We start from the raw sequence: 21545 nt of genomic DNA on the forward strand, positions 1-21545 counted from the left end.
CTCATAGGAGAGGTGGCCCGCAGGGCCGGAGAGGTTTATTGGTAGTACGGAGCTAGAATAAACAATAGAATAGGGATGGCTCCTCTTTTTGTTTCCCGTGATTCTTGTTATAATGAAATGAAAGAAAGCGGGTGAGGCTATGAAGTGGCAGATGCCGATTGGTGTCGATAATTTTTTTGATATACAGAGCAAGCATTATTATTTTGTCGATAAGACGGATTTTATCCGCCAGCTCATCGACGGGCACAGTGCGGTGACGCTGATTACGCGGCCCCGGCGGTTCGGCAAGACCTTGACGCTGAGTATGCTGGAGTATTTTTTTCCATTGAAAAAGAAGTACAGAGCCGCCATCTCTTCGACGGCCTGGCTATTGACCGGGCCGGGGCAGATTACATGGCCCAGCGCGGCCAGTATCCGGTTATTTTCATGTCTTTTAAAGGGATGCAGCAGGATACTTGGCCTGGCATGTTCCAATCTTTCCGGCTTTGGATTCAGCGGGAGTTTAACAAATATGAATTTTTATTGCAAGGTAATCTCTTAAATGAGGTGGAGAAAAATGCCTTTCACCGTATTGTCTGGCAGCAGGCAACGCCTGAAGAGTATCAGCTCAGCTTGTTGAATTTATCAGAATATTTATTCCGTTATTATCGGGTGAAACCGATTATATTGATTGATGAATACGATACGCCTTTGCAGACGGCCTATAGCCATGGGTTTTATGATCAGGCCATCGCTTATTTCCGGACGTTTTTTAATAATACCCTGAAGGGCAATGAGTTTTTGAATTTTGCTATCTTAACGGGGGTCTTGCGTATTGCTAAGGAGAGCATCTTTAGTGGTCTGAACAATCTCGATGTGTATTCCGTTATGGATGAGGAATACAGTTCTGTCATGGGTTTCACAACGGCAGAAGTAGAAAAAATGGCCGGTGATTTACAGGCTGATGCCTTATTGCCTCGATTAAAGGCTTGGTATGATGGCTATCGTTTCGGACATCATGAAATTTATAATCCCTGGTCGGTCATTTCCTGTTTTGCTAAAAGGCGTATTGGAGATTACTGGGTCAATACGTCGGCCAATGAAATCATTGCGACCCTGCTGCAGGGCCCCTCTAAAAGACAGGAAGAACGATTATTAGCTTTGTTGCAAGGAAAAACTGTGTCGGCTGTTATTCGCGAAGGGCTGATTTATCAGGATATACGCATGGATAAAGATGCCCTATATACGTTGTTGTTGACAACCGGTTATTTGACGGCTGTCTGGCGGCAGGATATTCCCAATGGGATGCTTTGCCAATTAAAGATCCCTAATGAAGAAGTGCGCCATGTGTTTCAGAGTGAAATCCTTGACCGCTTTTGTGCGGATGGAGATGTTTCTCGCTTCGGAATTCCGCCAGCGGGGGATACATCAGGTATGGAAGTACGGTATCGCCTTTTGCGGGAAAAAAATCCTTGCATTTCAAGGGCCAATGTGCTAAACTATTCTAGCATAGGTTTTGAATGATTGATACAGAAAGAGGTGTAAGTGGTGAAAGAAGGTATTCATCCGAAGTACTACCCGAATGCGAAAGTTACTTGCGCATGCGGCAATACGTTTGAAACAGGTTCTACGAAACCGGAACTGCGTGTTGAAATTTGCTCCAAATGCCATCCGTTCTTTACGGGTCAGCAGCGTGCTCAGCAGGCTCGTGGCCGTATCGAACAGTTCAATAAACGTTATGGTAAAACAGCTAAATAAGCAGCAGTACAAGTGGGCAGCAGAGCAGAAATGCTCTGCTCTATTTGTATGTACAGAAATGGAGGCAACTCTTTGAAGAAACCGAAGACGTACGTCGGCGGCCAGGCCGTCATCGAAGGGGTTATGATGCGCGGTCCTGTCAGCATTGCTACGGCAGTGCGGACGCCGTCCGGTGAAATTACTGTAAAGAAAGACGCCGTTCACTCCATTACCGAACGGTATCCGATTTTGAAGAAGCCTTTTTTGCGGGGCAGTGTCGCCTTGTGTGAATCCCTGGTATACGGTATGAAGAGCCTGTCCTATTCGGCTCAGGCTGCCGGTGAGGAAGATGAGCAGCTGTCGAACACGCAGATGGCCCTGACTATGGCTGTATCGGTTGTCCTGGCGATTGTCTTTTTCCTGGCCATCCCGACGTATGCAGCCAAGTTCATTCCCGGCGTGGCCGACAGTGCCTTTCGCCTGAATATCGTCGAAGGGGTTCTGCGCCTCGCTATATTTCTATTATATATATGGGGGATATCCCTAACGTCGGACATCCGCCGCGTCTTTGAGTACCACGGTGCCGAACACAAGACCATCTGGACGTATGAATCGGGGGAGGAACTGACCGTCGAGAACGTCAAACGACATAGCCGCCTCCATCCGCGGTGCGGCACGAATTTCCTGCTCATCGTCATGGTCGTGTCGATCTTTGTCTTTGCCTTCCTGGGCTGGCCGAATCTCGTCGAGCGCATCGCCTCCCGCGTGCTGCTCATGCCTGTCGTCGCCGGCATCAGTTATGAAATGATACGCCTCGCCGGCCGCACCCAGAATCCGGTCATTCAAGCCTTATTCCGTCCGGGCCTGTGGCTCCAGTATCTGACGACGCGGGAACCCCATGCCGACCAGATCGAAGTGGCTATTGAAGCCCTCAACGCCGCTAAGCCGGCTGATGAAGAAAGTGAATCGAACGAATTGAAATGAGGAGGACCTTATGAGCTCTTTTATGGATAAAGTACAGGCCGTGGAAAATAAATTCATGGACCTGGAACAGCAGATCAGCGACCCGTCTGTCATCGCCCGTCAGGACGAATGGCAGAAACTGACGAAGGAACACGCTTCGCTGACGCCGATTGTCGAAGCATTCCGCAAATATAAAGACATTACCAACACCATTGACGGCGACAAGGAAATCATCGACGATCCCGACAGTGATGACGACCTCATCGCTATGGCCAAAGAAGAAATGAACGGCCTGACTAAGGAACAGGCCGACCTGGAAGAACAGCTGCACATCCTCATGCTGCCTAAAGACCCGCGGGATGATAAGAACGTCATCATGGAAATCCGCGCCGGTGCCGGTGGCGACGAAGCAGCCCTCTTTGCAGGCGACCTGTTCCGCATGTACATGAAATACATTGAAAAACAGCCGGGCTGGAAGACGAGCATCATCAGTTCCAATGCACCGGAACTGGGCGGCTTCAAGGAAGTTGTCTTCTCCGTCGAAGGTTCCGGCGTCTATGGCAAATTGAAATATGAATCCGGCGTCCATCGCGTCCAGCGTGTGCCCGTCACCGAAGCCGGCGGCCGTATCCACACGTCGACGGCGACCGTTGCCGTCCTGCCGGAAGCCGAAGACGTCGAAATCGACCTCAATATGGACGACGTCCGCGTCGACTATTTCCGCGCCTCCGGTGCCGGCGGCCAGCACGTCAATAAGACGAGTTCTGCCGTCCGCATGACCCATATCCCGACGGGGATGGTCGTCGAATGTCAGGATGAACGGTCCCAGCTGGAAAACCGTGCCAAAGCCTTGCGCGTCTTGAAAGCCCGTCTCCTCGACCAGGCCCAGCAGAAGGCCGATGCCGAATTGACAGAAGAACGGCGCAGCCAGGTCGGTACTGGCGACCGCAGCGAACGCATCCGCACGTATAACTTCCCTCAGGGCCGCGTGACGGACCATCGCATCAACCTGACGTTGTACAAACTGGATAACATCCTCAACGGCGATATTGACGAATTTATCCAAGCTTTGGCTGAAGCCCGCCGGGCCGAATTGATGAAAGAAGCCGAAGATGAATAAGATCTGGACTATCGGTGCCTTGCTGCAATGGACGCAACAGTATTTTGCCGGCAAAGGCATCGATTCGCCGCGCCTCGATGCGGAAATTCTCTTGGCCCATGTCCTGCATAAAGAGCGCATCTATCTGTACGCCCATTATGACGAACCCCTGAACGGCGAAGAACTGGCAGCCTATCGGGCCATGGTCAAAAAGCGGGCCGACCGATTATCGGTGGCCCATATCCTAGGCACCAAAGCTTTCATGGGCCTCGATTTCAAGGTCAGTGAAGACGTCCTCATCCCCAGGCCGGAAACGGAAATGCTCGTCGAGACCGTCGTCACCGCGGCCGAAGGGACGGCGCCGGTCATCATCGACATCGGTACGGGCAGTGGGGCCATCGTCCTCAGCCTGCTCCATTACCTGCCGCAGGCGACGGGGACTGGCGTCGACATCTCGACCAAGGCCCTGGCTATAGCTGCTGAAAATGGCCGTTCCCTGGGACTCGACGACCGCGTGACCTGGATTGAAAGCGATTTATTCACCCAGGTTCCGCCTTGCACCTGTGATTGGCTGGTATCCAATCCGCCTTACCTGACGCAAGGCGATATGGAACAACTCCAGCCGGAAGTACGTCACGACCCGGCGCTGGCCCTGTACGGCGGTGACGACGGCTTGGACTTCTATCGCCGCATTGCCGCAGACAGCCCGGCTTATGTCAAGGTTGGCGGCCACTGCGCTGTCGAAATCGGCGCCGGTCAGGCAGACGACGTGACGGCGATTTTCTGTACAGGTGGTGCCTATGAGCATGACCAGACCGTCAAGGATTACGGCGGTATCGACAGGGTCCTCGTATTTTCCAGAAAAGGGTAGATACTATGAAACAGACGAAGCTTGTAGAAATTACGGATATAGAGAAACAGAAAGCCATCCTCGAAGAAGCGGGCCGTATCATCCGCGACGGCGGCCTGGTCGTCTTTCCGACGGAAACGGTTTACGGTATCGGTGCCAACGGCCTCGATGCCGACGCCTGCCGCAGCATTTACGTAGCCAAAGGCCGTCCCAGCGATAACCCGCTCATCCTGACCGTGCCCGATGAAGAAGGGGCCCGCCAGGCAGCCGCTGTCATCCCGCCGACGGCACAGAAGCTCATGGACCGATTTTGGCCGGGACCGCTGACTATCGTCTTGCCGCGAAAGCCCATCGTACCCGATGCGGCGACTGGCGGCCTCGATACGGTAGCTCTGCGCTGCCCGGACCACGATATCTGCCGGGCTTTCCTGCGCTGTGCCGGTGTCCCCGTTGCCGGTCCCAGTGCCAACTTGTCGACCCGGCCCAGTCCGACGACGGCCGAAGAAGTCATGCACGACATGGATGGCCGCGTCGATATGGTCATCGATGGCGGCCCTTGTCATATCGGCGTCGAATCGACCATCGTCGAATGTAACGGCGATGACGGTGTTACCATCCTGCGTCCCGGCGGCGTTACCATCGAGATGCTGCAGGAAGTCGTACCTCACGTCCGGCTTGACACGACACTGGTCACGGGGAAGGGCGTCCCCAAGGCGCCGGGCATGAAATATCGTCACTATGCGCCGTCAGCACCGATGACGGTCGTCGTCGGCCCTGTCGATAAGGTAACGGAAAAACTGCAGGCCTTATACGACCAGGCCAAAGGCGAAGGCAAGACCGTCGGTTTTTTGGTCAGCGAAGAAGTAGGAGCTTCGTTCCCGCATAAGGATATGTATATCTGGGGCCGTCATGGCGACAAGGAAGCCTTGGCCAACCAGCTTTACACGGGTCTCCTGTCCTTCGACAGCGATGTCGTCGATATCATCCTGGCCGAAGGCATCGACGATGAAGGACTGGGCCTGGCTATCATGAACCGCATGAAGAAAGCCGCCGGCGGTCACGTAGTCATTGTCGGTTAAACCTTTTCACACGACTCCGAAAGGGGTATAATAAAACTGAATTTATCAGCATACATGGGAGGAATTGATTATGAAATTAGTACTCGGCGCCGATCACGGCGGATTTGACCTGAAGGAAAACATCAAAGAATATTTGAAGGAACAAGGCATTGAATTCACCGATTACGGCACTTTGACGGGCGAACGCTGCGATTATCCGGACATTGCCAAGAAAGTCGCTGAAGCCGTCGCTGACGGCACCTTCGACCGGGGCATCCTCGTCTGCGGCACGGGCATCGGCATCGGCATCGCTGCCAACAAAGTCCACGGCATCCGGGCAGCCCTCTGCCACGACTGCTTCTCGGCAGAATACTGCCGCCGCCATAATGACGCCAACATCCTGACCATGGGCGGCCGCGTCATCGGTCCGGGCCTGGCCAGAGAAATCGTCCGCATCTTCCTCTCCACTGGTTTTGATGGCGGCCGCCACGCAGTCCGCGTCGCCAAAATTGCAGAAATGGATAAATAGGAAAGGAGATTTCACACATGCACGTACAAGTAATGGACCATCCGCTCATTCAGCACAAAGTCACACTCATGCGGAAAAAGGAAACAGGTTCGAAAGATTTCCGCAACCTCTTGGAAGAAATCACCATGCTCATGGGTTACGAAATTACACGGGACCTGCCTTTAGAAGATGTTGAAATCGAAACGCCTGTCGCCAAGATGATAGGGAAACAGATCAGCGGCAAGAAATTGGGCATCGTCCCGGTCCTGCGCGCTGGCTTGGGTATGGTACAGGGCATGCTCAACCTCATCCCGACGGCTAAAGTCGGCCATATCGGCCTCTACCGCGACCCGCAGACGCTGGAACCGGTTGAATATTACTGCAAGCTGCCTGATGTCGAAGACCGTGATTTCATCATCGTCGACCCCATGCTGGCCACGGGCGGCAGTGCGTCAGCTGCCATTACGCTGCTGAAAGAAAAAGGCATCAAGAACATCAAGCTCATGTGCCTCGTCGCGGCTCCCCAGGGCGTCCAGAAAGTCAATGCCGACCATCCCGACGTCCGCATCTACGTCGCTGCTCTCGATGACAAACTCAACGACCAAGGCTATATCGTCCCCGGCTTAGGCGATGCCGGCGACCGCATCTTCGGCACGAAATAATCGTTCATCGACGTAGGGGCCGCCATAATCGGCGGCCTGCTCGGCTTCGCCAAACGAATCACGCCAAACGAACCACAAAAAAAGCCTGCCGCAAGGCAGGCTTTTTTTTAATGCGCACAAGGATGAACCTTGGCGATAGCTTGTAAATCATAAGGTGTTTCTTGATAGACGATATTCAGCCAGTTATGATAGAACAGGTGGGCGTAGCTGCACCACGTGAAGTATGGCCTCTTCGTATCGTTATCATTCGGATAGTAGTTCTTGGGCACTGCAATGGGCAGGCCCTTTTTCTTATCCCGCAGGTATTCCTCTTCCAGGGTCCGCCGATCGTACTCGAAGTGACCGAGGACGAAGAAACGGCGGTGATCCGGCGTACCGATGATGTTGATACCGTTTTCGACGGACCGTGAGAGGATGTCGAGCTGCGGCGTATTATAGACTTGGATGTCGTTAATCGCCGTATGCCGCGACTGGGGGATGAAGTAACGGTCATCGAAGCCCCGCAAGAGGGGGTGATGCTTCTGGGTCAGCTGGTATTCAAAGATACCGAAGAGCTTGGCCGGCAGGAGCCGCTTTTCGATGCCATAGTAGTAATACAGGGCTGCCTGGGCGCCCCAGCAGAAGTGGAGCGTCGAGAAGGCGTGTGTCTTGGCCCATTCGAAGTACGTCTTCATTTCCGGCCAGTAGTCGACTTCTTCAAAGGGAATCTGTTCGACCGGTGCACCGGTGATGATCAGACCGTCATAATAATTGTCCTTGATTTCATCGAAGACGTAGTAGTTTTCTTCTAAATAAGACGGATCGGTGTGGGTGCTCTCATGAGTTTCTGTGTGGCAGAAGTCCACTTCGACCTGGAGCGGCGAATCACCGAGGAGGCGGAGAAGCTGCAGCTCTGTCGGTTTCTTCAAAGGCATCAAGTTGAGGATAAGGATACGCAAGGGCCGTATATCCTGATGGAGGGCCATTCCCTTATCGATAGTGAAGATACCTTCTTCGTGAAGTTTTTCCTTGGCGGAAAGACCGTCAGCAATTTTAATAGGCATAGTGCATTTCTCCTTATCTTAGTTCTTAGATGGTTGCCAGTGCTTTTTCAACAGCAGCGAGGAGGTCTTCGATGTTTTCCAGGCCTACAGAGATACGGATTGTGCCCGGTGTGATACCGCAGGCGCGCTGTGCTTCTTCCGAAAGCTGCTGATGTGTCGTCGAAGCCGGATGAACGAGGAGAGACTTGGAGTCGCCGACGTTGGCGAGGTCCGAGAAGATGTCCGCGTTGTCGATGAATTTACGGGCAGCTGCATAGCCGTCTTTCAATTCAAAGGAGAAAATCGAACCGGTTCCCTTGGGGAAGTATTTCTGAGCCAGTTTGTAGTACGGCGAAGACGGAAGGGACGGATAGTTGACCTTAGCGACTTTCGGATGATTTTCAAGGAAGTCTGCAATCTTCTGAGCGTTAGCGACGTGGCGTTCGATGCGCAGGGACAAGGATTCCAAGCCCTGGATGAGGAGCCATGCGTTGAACGGGCTGATGCAAGCACCGAGGTCGCGGAGGGCTTTGGCGCGGATACGAGTTACGAAGCCAGCACCGGGAATATCCTTGGCGAAGTTAACGCCATTGTAAGATTCGTCAGGCGAAGCAAATTCTTTGAAGCGGCCGGAACCAGCCCAGTCGAATTTGCCGTTTTCAACGATGAGGCCGCCCAGGGTCGTGCCGTGGCCGCCGATGAATTTCGTAGCCGAATGGACGACGATGTCAGCACCGTGTTCGAGCGGACGGAAGAGGAACGGCGTAGCGAAGGTGTTGTCAACGATGACCGGAAGGCCGTTCTTGTGGGCGATTTCAGCGATGGCTTCGAAGTCCGGAATGTTGATGGCCGGGTTGCCAAGGCTTTCCAGGTAGATGGCTTTCGTTTTGTCGTTGATGTATTTGGCAAAGGACTGCGGGTCATCGGGATCGGCGAAGTGCGTCGTAATGCCGAGGTGTTTGAATGTTTCACTGAACAGTTCGACTGTGCCGCCGTACAATGTCGGAGCAGCGATGATTTCGTCACCGGCGCCGGCAAGGTTGATAATGGAGTAAGCAATGGCCGATGCGCCGCTGGCCGTAGCCAAGCCAGCTGTGCCGCCTTCCAGGGCTGCAATACGTTTTTCCAAGACGTCCTGCGTCGGGTTGGTTAAACGGCTGTAGATGTAGCCAGCGTCTTTCAAAGCAAAGCGGTCTTCAGCCTGCTGGGTATCTTTGAAAACATAAGATGTCGTCTGATAAATAGGAACGGCGCGGGCACCCGTTGCCGGATCCGGTACCTGACCTGCATGCTGCTGTAATGTTTCGAATTTGTAGTTAGTGTTTTCGCTCATAATACATTTCCCCCTAATATTGTAAAATATATATAATGTAATATAAACTTGAAAGCCTTGTAACAAAAAAAGCTTCCGTCCCAAGTAAGGGACGGAAGCACCGTGATACCACCCAATTTCACCCATCCTTCACAAGATGAGCCTCTTCAGGTACGCAGGCAGATGAGCCTTCAATACCATAGTGCTGTAACGGGCACGCCCGGATGGCCTAACTGTTCGACCAATCTGCTCGGAGTCCATCTTCCACGATGACCCTTGCATTCCCTTTCACCAAATGGGAACTCTCTGTGCCAATTCCTATCGTGTACTCTTCTCTTCATTGCAACACTATCAAGTTGTTGACGTAAGTCTACCATCAAAAATGCACTTTGTCAAATGATTTTCGCAAAAAAGTACAGAAAAAATTACGTTAAACGTTAAATGTGTCTGTCGGCACCGCTGTCCGCAGTTCGCGGTCCGGAAGCCTCCCCTGAGAAGGGGAGGTGGCCCAACGGGCCGGAGGGGTTCTTCCCGATCGTTCATCGTAGGCCGTTCATCGTTGGGGCTCGCTGGCGCATCGCCTCGGATTCAGGTGCGGCTGCGCCGCGACAGACTCAAACTGACAATGACGCCTCGGGTAGCTCCTGCGGCGCATAGCGGGCGATGGGATGGAGCGAAGGGCCGTAAAAGGCAGAAAAAGGCAGAGAAAAGCAGAAAAAAGCAGTAAAAGACAGTGAAAAACAGGTATAGGCATATAAGGCGTGTCTTTGACCGCCCGTAGGGGCCGCCATAACCGGCGGCCCGCTGCGAATCCTGTGTATAGCCCCAGCGATGTAGGGGTTCGCACGTGGCGAACCCGCGCGAATCCTGTAGACAGCCGGAATTTATGACAGGTGGCACATGGTCGTAATATAATCCAGAATTTCAGGCTGCGCAGCATCCATCTGACTCCGAATAGGCGGCGAGGCGTTAGCGAGCCCGAATCGAGACGGTTTTACTGAAAACTATAAACTACAAACTGCAAACTATCTTTTATCGATGAACGACCTACGACGAACGACTTGCCTAATCCCGACCTGCCGACTGCGAATGGCGGCGCCGTCAGGTGCCTTTCATGATAGTTATAGATGTTCGGCGCTTGACGAAAATTAGCAAAGGACGTTATAATAAATATGAAAGAGGCCCTGCCGATAGACGGTTGGCCCCTATATCAAAACAGTTACAAAAATAACCGCTTCGTTGAGGGACGTGGGCGGTTATTTTTGTGTTTTATTTGAGTTTTGACCCATGGCATAGCCAAGTGCAAAAGCAGCCATACCAAACGAGAGAATATTAATGAACATATCTACTGTCAGAGTCATCGTCATTCCCCTCCTTTCCGATTGGATTGGAGGGTTCACACAAGATCCCTCCTTTAGAAAGAAAGGGACCCACCGCCTACCGTTTTAGGCAGAACCTCGAAAACAGTATAACATAGGCAAGGTAGGCATGCCAAGCCGGATTTCTCGGACTCAGATGCGGCTGCGCCGCGACAGACTCATGATTGTATTATGACCATGCACAGTCCGTCATAAATTCCGAGACGGTGCCATCATTCAAGGCGGGCGGCCGGTATGGCCGCCCCTACGAAATCGCATACAGGCGATGGAGGGCAGCAAAAGACAGCAAAGTGCAGCAAAAAATTGGAAGCGTGTCTTTGACCGCCTGTAGGGGCCGCCATAATCGGCGGCCCGCGCGAATCCTGTGCATAGCCCTAGCGATGTAGGGGTTCGCACGCAGCGAACCCGCGTGCCTTTCTGGCCCAGCAGGTGCCGACCGAAGGAAGGCGCAGGCTGGCTGCCAGAACGGACCGCTGAGTGTATAGCCAGAATTTATGACAAATGGCACACAGTCGTAATACAATCCAGAATTCCAGGATGCGCAGCATCCATCTGACTCCGAATCGGCGGTGATGCGTCAGCGAGCCAGTCCCGCAACGACGAACGATGAACGACCTACGATAAACGGTTTTTACGATTTGCTGAACATGCTGCTGTTGGATGATCTCAGCCCAACTGATAAAAAAGAAAAACTGGAAACAGAATTCGGCATTACAGTAACTCCGCATCTGGAGAAGGGAGTGGCAGAAATGTGTAACTTAAGTGAAGGTATTGAACGGCGCGGCAAAAAAATCGGGTATGACGAAGGGCATCTTTTTGCAAAACGTGAAGATGTATTGGAAATGCTGAAAGACGGCCTGTCCTTTGAAAAAATTGCTCAATATACGAAACTGTCGCTGCAGGCGATTGAAGAGATAGCGAAGGATAGTGAAGAGCAGTAGGTGGCTGTTATGTGCGCAGAACTTGAAAAATGGGGTCTTGAGGAACGGCAGGAAGGCCGTCAAGAAGGCCGTCGAGAAGGTGAAAGTCGGCTGACGACGTTATTGAGACTGCTGAAAGCCGATGGCCGTCTGAAAGATCTGGAACTAGCCATCGACGATGAAAAGGCTAGGGAAAAGTTTTATCAGGAATATCATATTGATTGAACACTTACAAAAATAGCCGCTTTGTTGAGAAATGTGAGCGGCTATTTTCGTCTTTGTATTATGACCATGCACAGTCCGTCATAAATTCCGAGACGGTGCCATCATTCAAGGCGGGCGGCCGGTATGGCCGCCCCTACGAAATCGCATACAGGTGATGGAGGGCAGCAAAAGACAGCAAAGTGCAGCAAAAAGCAGTGACGGGCAGCAAAAAATTGGAAGCGTGTCTTTGACCGCCTGTAGGGGACGCCATAATCGGCGTCCCGCTGCGAATCCTGTGCATAGCCAAATTTTATGATCAATGGTACACGGTCGTAATATTATTCAAGATTTCAGACTGCACCGTGATTCTATTGCCAACAACGTGAATGTAAAAAATCGAAAAGAAACTTGTGGGAAAAGATATGGTAACGGATCTTATGGAAGTTGGCCTTGTATCGTTTCCATCTGTAATGCTGTTTTTTTTATGCAAAGACGTTCGAAAATCTGGAGAATCCTTGCAAGTCTTTCGAAAATGTATCGCAAGGTCATTTTCCGTCGTTATTATGATGATTATTCCTGCAGACGAAGTGTTGAAGCGTATAGACTCATAAAATGAAAAAGGAAAATACCGATACGGGTACTATTGGAAATGGTGCTATATCGGTATTTTTTGTTATATCAAATTCAATTATGCAACAAAAATAAATGGCAATTGATAATGTGCTAAATTTAGAGTAAAATAAAAATTATAAGTATTAATGGGTCATGATTATAGCGGAGGGTAAAAAATATGGATGAGTTTATGACCATAAAAGAAACTTCGGTTAAGTGGAGTTTAGGAGAACGGCGTATTAATACTCTATGTCAGGAAGGGAGAATTCCAGGAGTACGAAAGTTTGGTAAATCTTGGGCTATTCCTGCAGATGCTGAAAAGCCGAAAGATGAACGGATTAAATCTGGGAAATATATAAAAGTAAGATGAAATCAGTCTGATTTTACTGACGAAACACAGACATCAGAACGTAGTGTCCTGAATTAAAGAGAGAAAGATTAAATTCTAAAATTTGGTAGGAAAGGATGAAAGTGTGGTGAATAGAATATCTTGGAATTTGCATGAAGCGGCAATCTTGTTGCAGGGCCTTTTAGATATTAGAAAACAAAAGATACAAAGAGCTGAAGCTGTAGCGAATATATCAGTACAACTTCGTTTATTAGCTGAGCAAAATGGATATACGGTTGATGAAAAGTTCCGTAATATAAGCGGAATCAGCTTACAGATGGCACATTTGGAATATGCTTTAACTAGTGGGAAAGAAGGATTACGCCCTGCTTATAAATGGCAATACGATATTATTGAAATTTTTAAGAAAAAACCTGAAAGATATAAAAACTTGTTGAAGGAGGCAAAGGAGATGTCAGAATCACTTGCGAATAGACACTCTGATTTCATAGCATGGCTTAACAAAAATATATCAGCAGAACAAGCAGCAGGGATAAAAAATGCTATCACAACTGCTGATATCCTCCTTTGTAAAAGCGGTGAAATCCGTACATCTGTGCTAGATGTTAATGATTTAGGTACTATAGAAAAAATTATAAATCGGTTAAAGACAAAAAAGATTATTCATTCTAAAAAACTCTGCGAACAAATATTATCCTATGTCTTTGCTGTCAAAAAATACAAAGGCCAGACTAATGCCATAGAACAAAAGAATTCTGCGAATTGCTTCCAGAATCATCCGAAGATGCCTTGTCAGGAAGACAGTGGTAACAAGGAAGATTCTTTCTGCGATACTGCCGCATTTTACTCTGTTTTAAAAAAATATTTTCATAATGGTTTCCGTCTAGGTTCATTTATCGATACGAAAAAATTTCGGCGGTATTATGAAGAGGCTAATGCGAGTCCCCTTACACTCGATAACGACCAGATAAACCTGATTATAAAAAAATGTGGTATTGAGCACGAAGGGAAAATATACCTTCCTGATGAAATGCTCAGCAAAGAGCTCCACTCAAAGCTTTTTAATTACATCGATCATTGTTTTTCTGATGGTGCAACAACCGTATATTATGAAGCAGTGTTCCAACATTTCTACAATAATTTCTTGGATTGTAAAATGTATGACACGGATATGTTAAAGTCATATATTGCTTATTATGCAGGGGATAAATATGTTTTTGAAAGAAGTTATCTTTCGAAAGAACACTTGGGAGAAGCTGACCCTACAGAAGAAATACGAAGACTGCTCAAAAATCACGTTTATCCTATGAAGATTACTGAGATAGCTCATATCTTACCCAATATACCAGAAGGTACCATTCGAGGTATCCTTGGTGCAAATCTAGAATTTGTGCGGGCAAGCAAAGGCGTATATTTTCATGCGGATTGCTTTGCAGTATCTGATGAAGAACTAAACGACATTGCTAATTTAATTCAAGATGAAATTAATAAGAATGGATTCTTAAGCGGTAACGAACTTTACAATAATATAAAGATTCTTTTTCCCTACATTTATGAAAAAAACGAAGCTTTTCCCATAATCGGTTGGCGAGATGCTTTGAAGTATAAACTTAAAAATCGGTTTTCGTTTAATGGAAATGTCATCAGCAGCAAAGAAAAGCCACTTTCAATGAGCGACATCTTTTCAATTTATGGAAAAAACAGACAGAAATTCACATTATCAGAAATTTTATCCTTTGTTTCTAATGTCGGCTCAAGAGTGGTTTATTTTGACTCCTTATATAAAAATGTGGCTCGAGTCAGTGAAGACGAATTTGTTAGAAAAGATTACGTCATCTATAGAGTTAGCGAAACGGACGAGGTTTTGAGCCGCTATTGTCCTGATGACTATGTGCCAATTTCAGAGGTAAAGAATTTTGGACTATTTCCTGATTCCACCTACCCATGGAACGAATATTTGCTTGAAAATTATCTAGCATTCCACAGTAAGCAATTTAAACTCATGCATACTGGATTTAACATAAACTGTGTGCTTGGTGCTATGGTTAAACAATCTAGTGATATTCAGGACTATGATGATCTTGTAATAAGAGCAATTGCCATCAGTGGAGTGCCATTAAAAAAAACTAATGTGCTATCTTTTCTCTACGAGAAAGGGTATATAGGCCGCCGCTCATATCAGGGGATTGATTCCCTTTTAATAAAAGCACGTGAGATGCGAAACAGAAAGGAATAATAACAATATGTACTCATATGACTGGGATCCTGAAACAGGAGGTTTTCTGCTAAAAAGCTCACCTTTAAAATTCAGCAAAGAACCTAGGCCAGTTTATTATAAAGAACTCGATATACTTGGATTTGATAAATACTGGAATTACGAAAAGAAAGACGATTTCCCATATATGTGGGCAGAGTCAAATAATTATATCTATCGTGGGAGACGAGTAGCCAAGACAAAAGGAGGGACTGTCTATACGGCACCAGAACTGATTCTGTTCGAAGAACCAGAACCTAATGATGAACCATTACGCTTTGTGGATATCCCTGCCATGGTTGCAAAGAATCAGAAAATTATCGATGCTCTGGCACAGGATACTATTAAGAAAATTTACAATACTTATATAGAATATAACAATAAGGTCGATGTATTTTATGTGGCCTTTAGTGGGGGAAAAGACAGTGTAGTTACACTTGACCTCGTCCAACGAGCTTTGCCGCACAATAAATTTAAGGTGTTGTTTGGAGATACTGGGATGGAGTCACCAGATACCTATAAAGAAATAAAATCAATAGAACAAGATTGTAAAGATATTAAAGTAGAATTTCTAAAGGCTAAATCTTGCTTGTCGCCCGCTCAAAGTTGGAATGTTTTTGGTCCCCCAGCAGTAACTATAAGATGGTGTTGCAGTGTTCATAAATCTGCTCCGCAGATATTGTTGCTCAGGGAATATACTCAAAATCCAAATGTCAGAGGGATGGCTTTTACCGGCATTCGGGGAGACGAAAGTCTATCAAGAAGTGAATATGACGAGTTGAATGATGGTAAAAAAGTAAGAGGGCAATTCAGTTTTCATCCAATTCTCGAATGGAATTCAGCGGAACTCTTTACTTATATTTATCAAAGAAAGCTTCGTCTTAATGAAGCTTATAAAAAAGGAAATTCAAGAGTCGGCTGTTTGGTTTGCCCCATGTCTTCTGGGAAACATGAATATATGAAAGCAGTTTGTTATCCCAAAGAAGTAAATGGTCTGCTAGACAAAATAAAGTCTACCAGTGGAAAAATAAATTTCACTAAAGACCAGATGAATAAATTTGTTGATGAAGGATTGTGGAAAACCAGAAAAACAGGACGTGAACTTAATTTTGGCTCAGATAGTCATTTGATTGAGGTAAAAAACGGAAAAACTGTTATTATTGTCCGGAATCTAAATGACAGATGGAAGGAATGGGCGAAAACAATTGGAGATTTTGTTGAGCTTACTCCTAATGATTTTTCCATTAGTTTTAAAGAAAAAATTTATTCAGTACATTTACAGACAGAAAAAACAGGAATAAAGATTACTTTTCCTCAATGTGGTAATGGAAAGGATGATATTAAATTTATATCGCTTTTTAGAAGCGTAGTTATTAAAAGTATATATTGTGTTCGTTGCGGTGTTTGTGAAGCTAATTGTACGGCAAATTGTATTGATATGAGCAATGGATTAAAGATATCAAATAGTTGTATTCACTGCTATCAATGCCATGATATATATGAACATTGTTTAAGATACAACTCTATCCGTAATAGAATTGGAGGAGAAAGACAAATGAAGGGTTTGGATAGATATTTCAGTTTTGGTGTTAGAAAAAGATGGATTGAACTGTATTTCCAAGACCGTGGAAGCAGGGAATTTTGGGATTCAGACGGTCATGGAGAAGTGGCAAACAAGAAAAAAGATGCTTTTTTAAATTTCATCAAAGATGCAGGACTCGTCACATTTAACAGATTACACGGTGATAACAAGTATACAAGAAATGAAGCAAACGAATTTGCAAAGATGTTGTTTAATCTCGGAAGTGATTCTGATTTGACATGGGCTCTTATGCTTTGCAATTTGGCATACACTCCAGAATTTAATTGGTTCATCAAAAATGTACCGTTTAACGAGAATATCACTCAAGATAGACTCAAATATATGCTCAATGAAGCCATGGAAAATGATACAAAAGGTTTAGGAAAAAGAAATGTTTCAGATGCACTAAAAATAATACTTGTTACAACACCTTTAGGAGAATCTATTGGACTTGGGGATTGTGATTATACGAAAAAAGTTAATGCATCCGGCAATGAAACAATTACTCTTCATTCATTTCACCGTAGAAAGTGGCTTTCGCCTGATCCCAATGTAATTCTTTATTCTCTTTACAAGTTTGCAGAGAATTGTGGTAACTATTACCAATTTACGCTTTCTCGCCTACTTAATTTTAATGTGGATAGTAATGGCGTTAGTCCAGCAGAAATTTTCTGCCTTGATCATGATACAATGGAAAAAATTTTGACCGGCTTATCAATCAACCATCCAGAATTTATTACAACGCAGTTTACTCTAGATTTGGATACAATCACATTAAATCCCGAAAAGACATCTGTTGATGTGCTTAAATTATTTTAAGGGAGGAAGAAACGAATGGAAACATATCGCCATTATTTTGATATCGATCCGGATTATTTTCCGGCAGTCAATGAAAAGGTCATAAATGATAATCCAGATATGTGGAAAAAATTCTATCCGCATCAGACTTTTGTAAACTTGCTTAAAACTACTGTAAGTGTGATTAATCGGAAGCAGAAACTTTCTATCTGGGTAGAAGGTGCATACGGAACGGGGAAATCCCATGCTGTCCTCACCTTAAAAAAATTACTTGATGCGAATGAAAATGAAACTGATGCATACTTCGATAAGTACGGGCTGGATAAGGATTTAAAAAATAATTTTAAACAGATTAAAAACAGCGGACAAATTTTGACTGTACATCGTTATGGTTCATCGAGTATCCACGGAGATAATGATCTTTTTTTTGCTATCCAGGAAAGCATTGAAAATGCTTTTGAAAAAGCCGGTATAGAAAATAAAGGACAGGATTCCCTTAAAGAAGCTATTATTAGATACCTTTCAGATGAACTTAACAAAAAAAGCTTTAATGTCTTTGTGAAAGGATATGATAATCTTTTTGGTGGAGATGATGTAGACGCTATTGTAAAAAAACTCAGAGAATATTCTGGTGAATCACTTCATGCCTTGATGGAAAAAGTTTTTAAAGTTGCCCATGAACGACAAATCCGGGTATTCTCAATGACATCTGAAGATCTTACCAATTGGATTAAAGATATTATTCAGGCTAACAATCTTAAAGCAATCGTATTCATCTGGGATGAGTTTACAGAATATTTCTTGAATAATTCCAGAAATCTTACCGGTTTTCAACAGATTCTTGAATTAAGTGAAACGGAGCCATTCTATTTTGTGCTGGTAACACATGTAAGTGCCAGCCTTTTTCCAGAAGGTGACAAGGATTATATCAAGTTGAATGGACGGTTTGTCTCCCCTCATAGCCAAATTGCGCTTCCTGAAAATATTGCATTCCAGCTTATGGGAGCAGCTATGGAGAAAACAAAAGATCCCGTTGTCCTCCAAGAATGGGATGAAACTCTTGATGATTTAGCTGACCGCACCAAGAAATCCAGAAAAAATATTGGTACAACTGCTAAAATCAAGGATGAAGAGATGACTGGTATTTTACCGATTCATCCTTATACAGCTCTTCTTTTAAAACATATTTCCCAAGTGTTTGATTCAAATCAGCGGAGCATGTTTGACTTTATTAAAAATGATCGTGGAGATGAAATCAAAGGATTCCAGTGGTTTATAGATAACTACGGGCCGGATGGAGGCAGTGACAGTACCAATCCATTGCTTACCGTCGACATGCTTTGGGAATTCTTCTATGATAAAGGTAGAGATAGCTTGGCTCATGATGTACGTACTGTTCTCGATTATTATGAACGAACGGCGAATCGTGGACTTTCCTCAGAAGAAAAGCGTATTCTCAAGGCCATACTTCTTCTTCAGGCTATTTCCCAACATGCTGCAGATACGGTAGAAATGTTTATTCCGAACGAAAAAAATCTTGATGGGGCTTTTGAAGGATCTGATCTAGAAGACAGTGCTTCTCGTATTGCTGAAAAACTTGTCCGAGATAAGATCCTTTACAAGAGATCGCTCGGAAGCGGGAAATACCAGTATAATGCCTACATTAATGAAATAAGCGGTGCTGCTCTGGATGAGAACAAAAAAGAAATAGATAAAAAATCAACATCTACCCTTATTACTGAGCCGCTAAACGACGGTACTACGGTAGAAGATGCACTTAATCTGGATGATGCTGCTTTGAAATTACGATATAGTATACGCCATGCATCCGTATCAGATTTCGATGTAACAATCCGACGTATGCGTAATATTGAAGAAGAATCTGGAGGTAAAATACCTGCTGTAATTTGTTATGCTAAAGATGATAATGAATCCATCCTCCTGGGCAAAAAGATTCAGAATGCCCTACAAGATGGCTCCTATCATCTCATCTTTATTGATGCTACACGGACGCCTTTTGGTCAGGATGGGTATAACCAGTATCGCGATGAAATGGCGCAGTCTATGTATCAGACTGGTAAAGATAACGGTCTTGCGAATCAATACGCCAGAAATGCAAAGGAATCTCTGAAAAAATGGAAAGAACGTCTCAGCGAAGGCGAATTTCTCATATTTACCGAAGAAAAGCCAGCAGGTGAACGGGCTACTTCGAAGAAATTTCTCGAAGATATTCTGCGGGAAATAGACCATAAAAAATTTCCGGACTGCCTGGAAGCCGAGTATAACGTACTTCCAACGATGTATACACCAAGCAGTCTGAAATTAGGCGTGGAATGCGGTGTAAATAGAAAAACACGGCAGATGTTTTCTTCCGGAAATGTTCAAACCAAACTAGAAACAGCTTTAAAAGATGCATGGGAAGATCCTCGATATTGGGAAACACATCCTAATCTCCTAATTTCTAAAATCAAACGTACAGTGGATAACGAAATACAGAAAGAATTTAAAGAAGCAGGTCGTGTTTCTATCCGCGATATTTACGATTTACTGAAAGAATATCCGTATGGCTTTATGCCCTGTAACCTTTCCGCCTTTATAATGGGATTCGTACTGAAAGAATATACGGATGGTACATATTCGTGGAGCGATGGCCTCTCGAATGATGAACTTACTCTGAACAAGCTTAAAGAAATGATAGACGAGGTGATTAAGCTTCAGAATACTCCGAATAAAAAATATAAGGATAAATATATTGTTGCGCTAACCGCTGAAGAAAAAGCTTTCAATGAGTCAAGTGCAATTGCCTTTAATGTTTCGAAATCTCTTTGTACTTCTGTAGAACAGACACGAGGTATCATTCGAAACAAAATGAAGGAGTATGGGTTCCCAATTTGGACATTAAAGGAATTAATTCCCGAAAATTCGTTCAAAACTCCCGGTAAAATCATTTCATTGTTTATTGATTACTATATGGGGATTGCAAACAATGGTAACCTTGTGGGTAGCTTTAAGACTGAAAGCGATATTGCGAATGAAATCGGGAAGCTTTATATAAATTACCCTGAAGCTGCGGGAGAGTTGCAGGTCTTCCTCTCAAAAGATAATTGCATCAAAGGAATGGAGAAATATCTGCAGCAATATGATAATGGAATACTGCCGGCTCTTGCAAATGAAATTAAAGACGGCGGCCAGTATATCAATGTTGTTAGTCGTAAATTTGATGCAGATGCTTCAACTTGGGTATGGAATATTGATACTGCCAATCAAAAAATCAAAGAAGTAATTCTTGAATACCAGATAATTGCTGAAAGCAATAAAATTCTTCCGAAAAACTCAAATTATGCGGGTACTTTGGCTTCTTGGATTAGCCGGTGTGACAATATCCGAATTGCCTTTTTGGCTGCTAAAGGTTCTTTCGGTGGAATCGAACCATTTGTGGAAATGCTTTATAATTTAAAAAGAAACGGGCGGCTTTCTGATGAAAGGCAGAAAAGAAGTTTTCTAGATCTTCTGAAAGCAGATGGTAAGGGTTTTGACCATTTTTACAGGAATCAAACAGGTTTATTCATGAAGGTATGTGAATACTATTTGGATGAGTTTAATGATGAAGAAGTTCAGGAACTCTTCAATAAACTTCCTGGCTCTGGGACCTTTGTTATGGATAAGTCTGCTTATTTCAAGCTGGTAGACCGTGAAACTAAAAACTATCGTGATTCTCTCGGATATGAGCAACTAAAAAAACTTTGGAGCGAAAAGACGCATTCTACTACTCCAAGAGAATGGTCGAGAAAGCATCATATGCCAATCCTTGCTCTTGTTCCAGCAGATGAAGTCACAAGAGCCAGAGATGCTTTTGAGACACTCAATCACCGCCATCCCGATGCTACTTCTGTTTCGAGAGCTAAGGAATATCTTGAAAAGGCGACTTTCTATTCAAAAATGAATGATAGTGATGCTCTTGATCAGATTTTTGTTAGTAAAATTATTAATAATTATGCGGTTTTACTCACGGATATAAGTGAGGTAAAGCAATATTTGGAAAATAAGATTCCAGATGAACCTTATGATTGGTTCCAGTTACCTGCCGTGAATGAAAAGTTGAGAAAAATGGCTGAAGCGAAGTATAACCAAGAAGGAGCTGCAAAGGCATTAGAAAAAATTGATGAAATGAATGTCGATGATGTCAAGAAATACTTGAAAGAGCTGATTCGTGACAACATGACTGTTGGGATGGAAATTATAAAAGGAAACTGATGA

General features: G+C 45.4%; 15 protein-coding genes, 1 pseudogene and 1 other annotated feature. Of the genes and pseudogenes, 14 read left to right on the top strand and 2 right to left on the bottom strand.

Annotation, left to right across the window (positions count from 1 at the left end; all coding sequences use genetic code 11):
- The first annotated feature begins 151 nt into the window (after positions 1-151).
- The 8 genes and pseudogenes from NOS26_RS07855 to upp all read left to right on the top strand — a co-directional run bounded on the left by NOS26_RS07855 (position 152) and on the right by upp (position 6856).
- A pseudogene (locus NOS26_RS07855) lies at positions 152-1503 on the top strand (AAA family ATPase).
- A 24-nt stretch (positions 1504-1527) separates the two neighbouring features.
- Complete coding sequence (gene rpmE, locus NOS26_RS07860) at positions 1528-1737, top strand: 50S ribosomal protein L31 (RefSeq protein WP_014017132.1); 210 nt, start codon at positions 1528-1530, stop codon at positions 1735-1737.
- A gap of 48 nt (positions 1738-1785) precedes the next feature.
- On the top strand, positions 1786-2700 hold the full coding sequence (locus tag NOS26_RS07865; RefSeq protein WP_177183664.1) for a DUF1385 domain-containing protein: 915 nt from the start codon (positions 1786-1788) through the stop codon (positions 2698-2700).
- A 10-nt stretch (positions 2701-2710) separates the two neighbouring features.
- A complete protein-coding gene (prfA, locus tag NOS26_RS07870; protein ID WP_027895289.1) occupies positions 2711-3799 on the top strand; it encodes a peptide chain release factor 1 in 1089 nt (362 codons plus the stop codon).
- A complete protein-coding gene (gene prmC / locus NOS26_RS07875) occupies positions 3792-4649 on the top strand; it encodes a peptide chain release factor N(5)-glutamine methyltransferase (protein WP_255917512.1) in 858 nt (285 codons plus the stop codon). The genes prfA and prmC overlap by 8 nt, the downstream gene beginning before the upstream one ends.
- A gap of 5 nt (positions 4650-4654) precedes the next feature.
- On the top strand, positions 4655-5707 hold the full coding sequence (locus NOS26_RS07880) for an L-threonylcarbamoyladenylate synthase (protein WP_255917513.1): 1053 nt from the start codon (positions 4655-4657) through the stop codon (positions 5705-5707).
- Between the two features lie 70 nt (positions 5708-5777).
- A complete protein-coding gene (gene rpiB / locus NOS26_RS07885; RefSeq protein WP_014017127.1) occupies positions 5778-6215 on the top strand; it encodes a ribose 5-phosphate isomerase B in 438 nt (145 codons plus the stop codon).
- 17 nt (positions 6216-6232) lie between these two features.
- A complete protein-coding gene (upp, locus tag NOS26_RS07890; RefSeq protein WP_022498294.1) occupies positions 6233-6856 on the top strand; it encodes a uracil phosphoribosyltransferase in 624 nt (207 codons plus the stop codon).
- A gap of 107 nt (positions 6857-6963) precedes the next feature.
- Here upp and metA read toward each other — a convergent pair whose 3' ends face one another.
- The gene (gene metA, locus NOS26_RS07895) at positions 6964-7899 is read right to left on the bottom strand and encodes a homoserine O-succinyltransferase (RefSeq protein WP_255917514.1); all 936 of its coding nucleotides are present in this window, start codon (positions 7897-7899) and stop codon (positions 6964-6966) included.
- Positions 7900-7924: 25 nt separating this feature from the next.
- Positions 7925-9211, bottom strand: coding sequence for an O-acetylhomoserine aminocarboxypropyltransferase/cysteine synthase family protein (locus NOS26_RS07900; protein WP_014017124.1), 1287 nt, complete (start codon positions 9209-9211; stop codon positions 7925-7927).
- Positions 9212-9295: 84 nt separating this feature from the next.
- Positions 9296-9540: a binding site (T-box leader), on the bottom strand.
- A 1601-nt stretch (positions 9541-11141) separates the two neighbouring features.
- On the opposite strand from NOS26_RS07900, the gene NOS26_RS07905 reads away from it, so the two are divergent.
- The 6 genes from NOS26_RS07905 to NOS26_RS07930 all read left to right on the top strand — a co-directional run bounded on the left by NOS26_RS07905 (position 11142) and on the right by NOS26_RS07930 (position 21542).
- The gene (locus NOS26_RS07905) at positions 11142-11510 is read left to right on the top strand and encodes a hypothetical protein (RefSeq protein ID WP_255917515.1); all 369 of its coding nucleotides are present in this window, start codon (positions 11142-11144) and stop codon (positions 11508-11510) included.
- Positions 11511-11519: 9 nt separating this feature from the next.
- Entirely contained in the window at positions 11520-11714 is a 195-nt protein-coding gene (locus NOS26_RS07910) for a hypothetical protein (RefSeq protein WP_255917516.1), read from the top strand.
- A 769-nt stretch (positions 11715-12483) separates the two neighbouring features.
- Positions 12484-12675, top strand: a complete 192-nt coding sequence (locus tag NOS26_RS07915; RefSeq protein ID WP_255917517.1) for a DNA-binding protein — start codon at positions 12484-12486, stop codon at positions 12673-12675.
- A gap of 82 nt (positions 12676-12757) precedes the next feature.
- Positions 12758-14890 (top strand): hypothetical protein, encoded by a 2133-nt coding sequence (locus NOS26_RS07920; RefSeq protein ID WP_255917519.1) that lies wholly within the window; start codon positions 12758-12760, stop codon positions 14888-14890.
- Positions 14891-14897: 7 nt separating this feature from the next.
- Positions 14898-17309, top strand: coding sequence for a phosphoadenosine phosphosulfate reductase family protein (locus NOS26_RS07925; RefSeq protein ID WP_255917520.1), 2412 nt, complete (start codon positions 14898-14900; stop codon positions 17307-17309).
- A gap of 15 nt (positions 17310-17324) precedes the next feature.
- Positions 17325-21542 (top strand): hypothetical protein, encoded by a 4218-nt coding sequence (locus tag NOS26_RS07930; RefSeq protein ID WP_255917521.1) that lies wholly within the window; start codon positions 17325-17327, stop codon positions 21540-21542.
- The last annotated feature ends 3 nt before the right edge of the window (positions 21543-21545 follow it).

This window comes from Megasphaera sp. SC8-1 (genome assembly GCF_024436295.1).
Taxonomy (GTDB): Bacteria; Bacillota; Negativicutes; order Veillonellales; family Megasphaeraceae; genus Megasphaera; species Megasphaera elsdenii.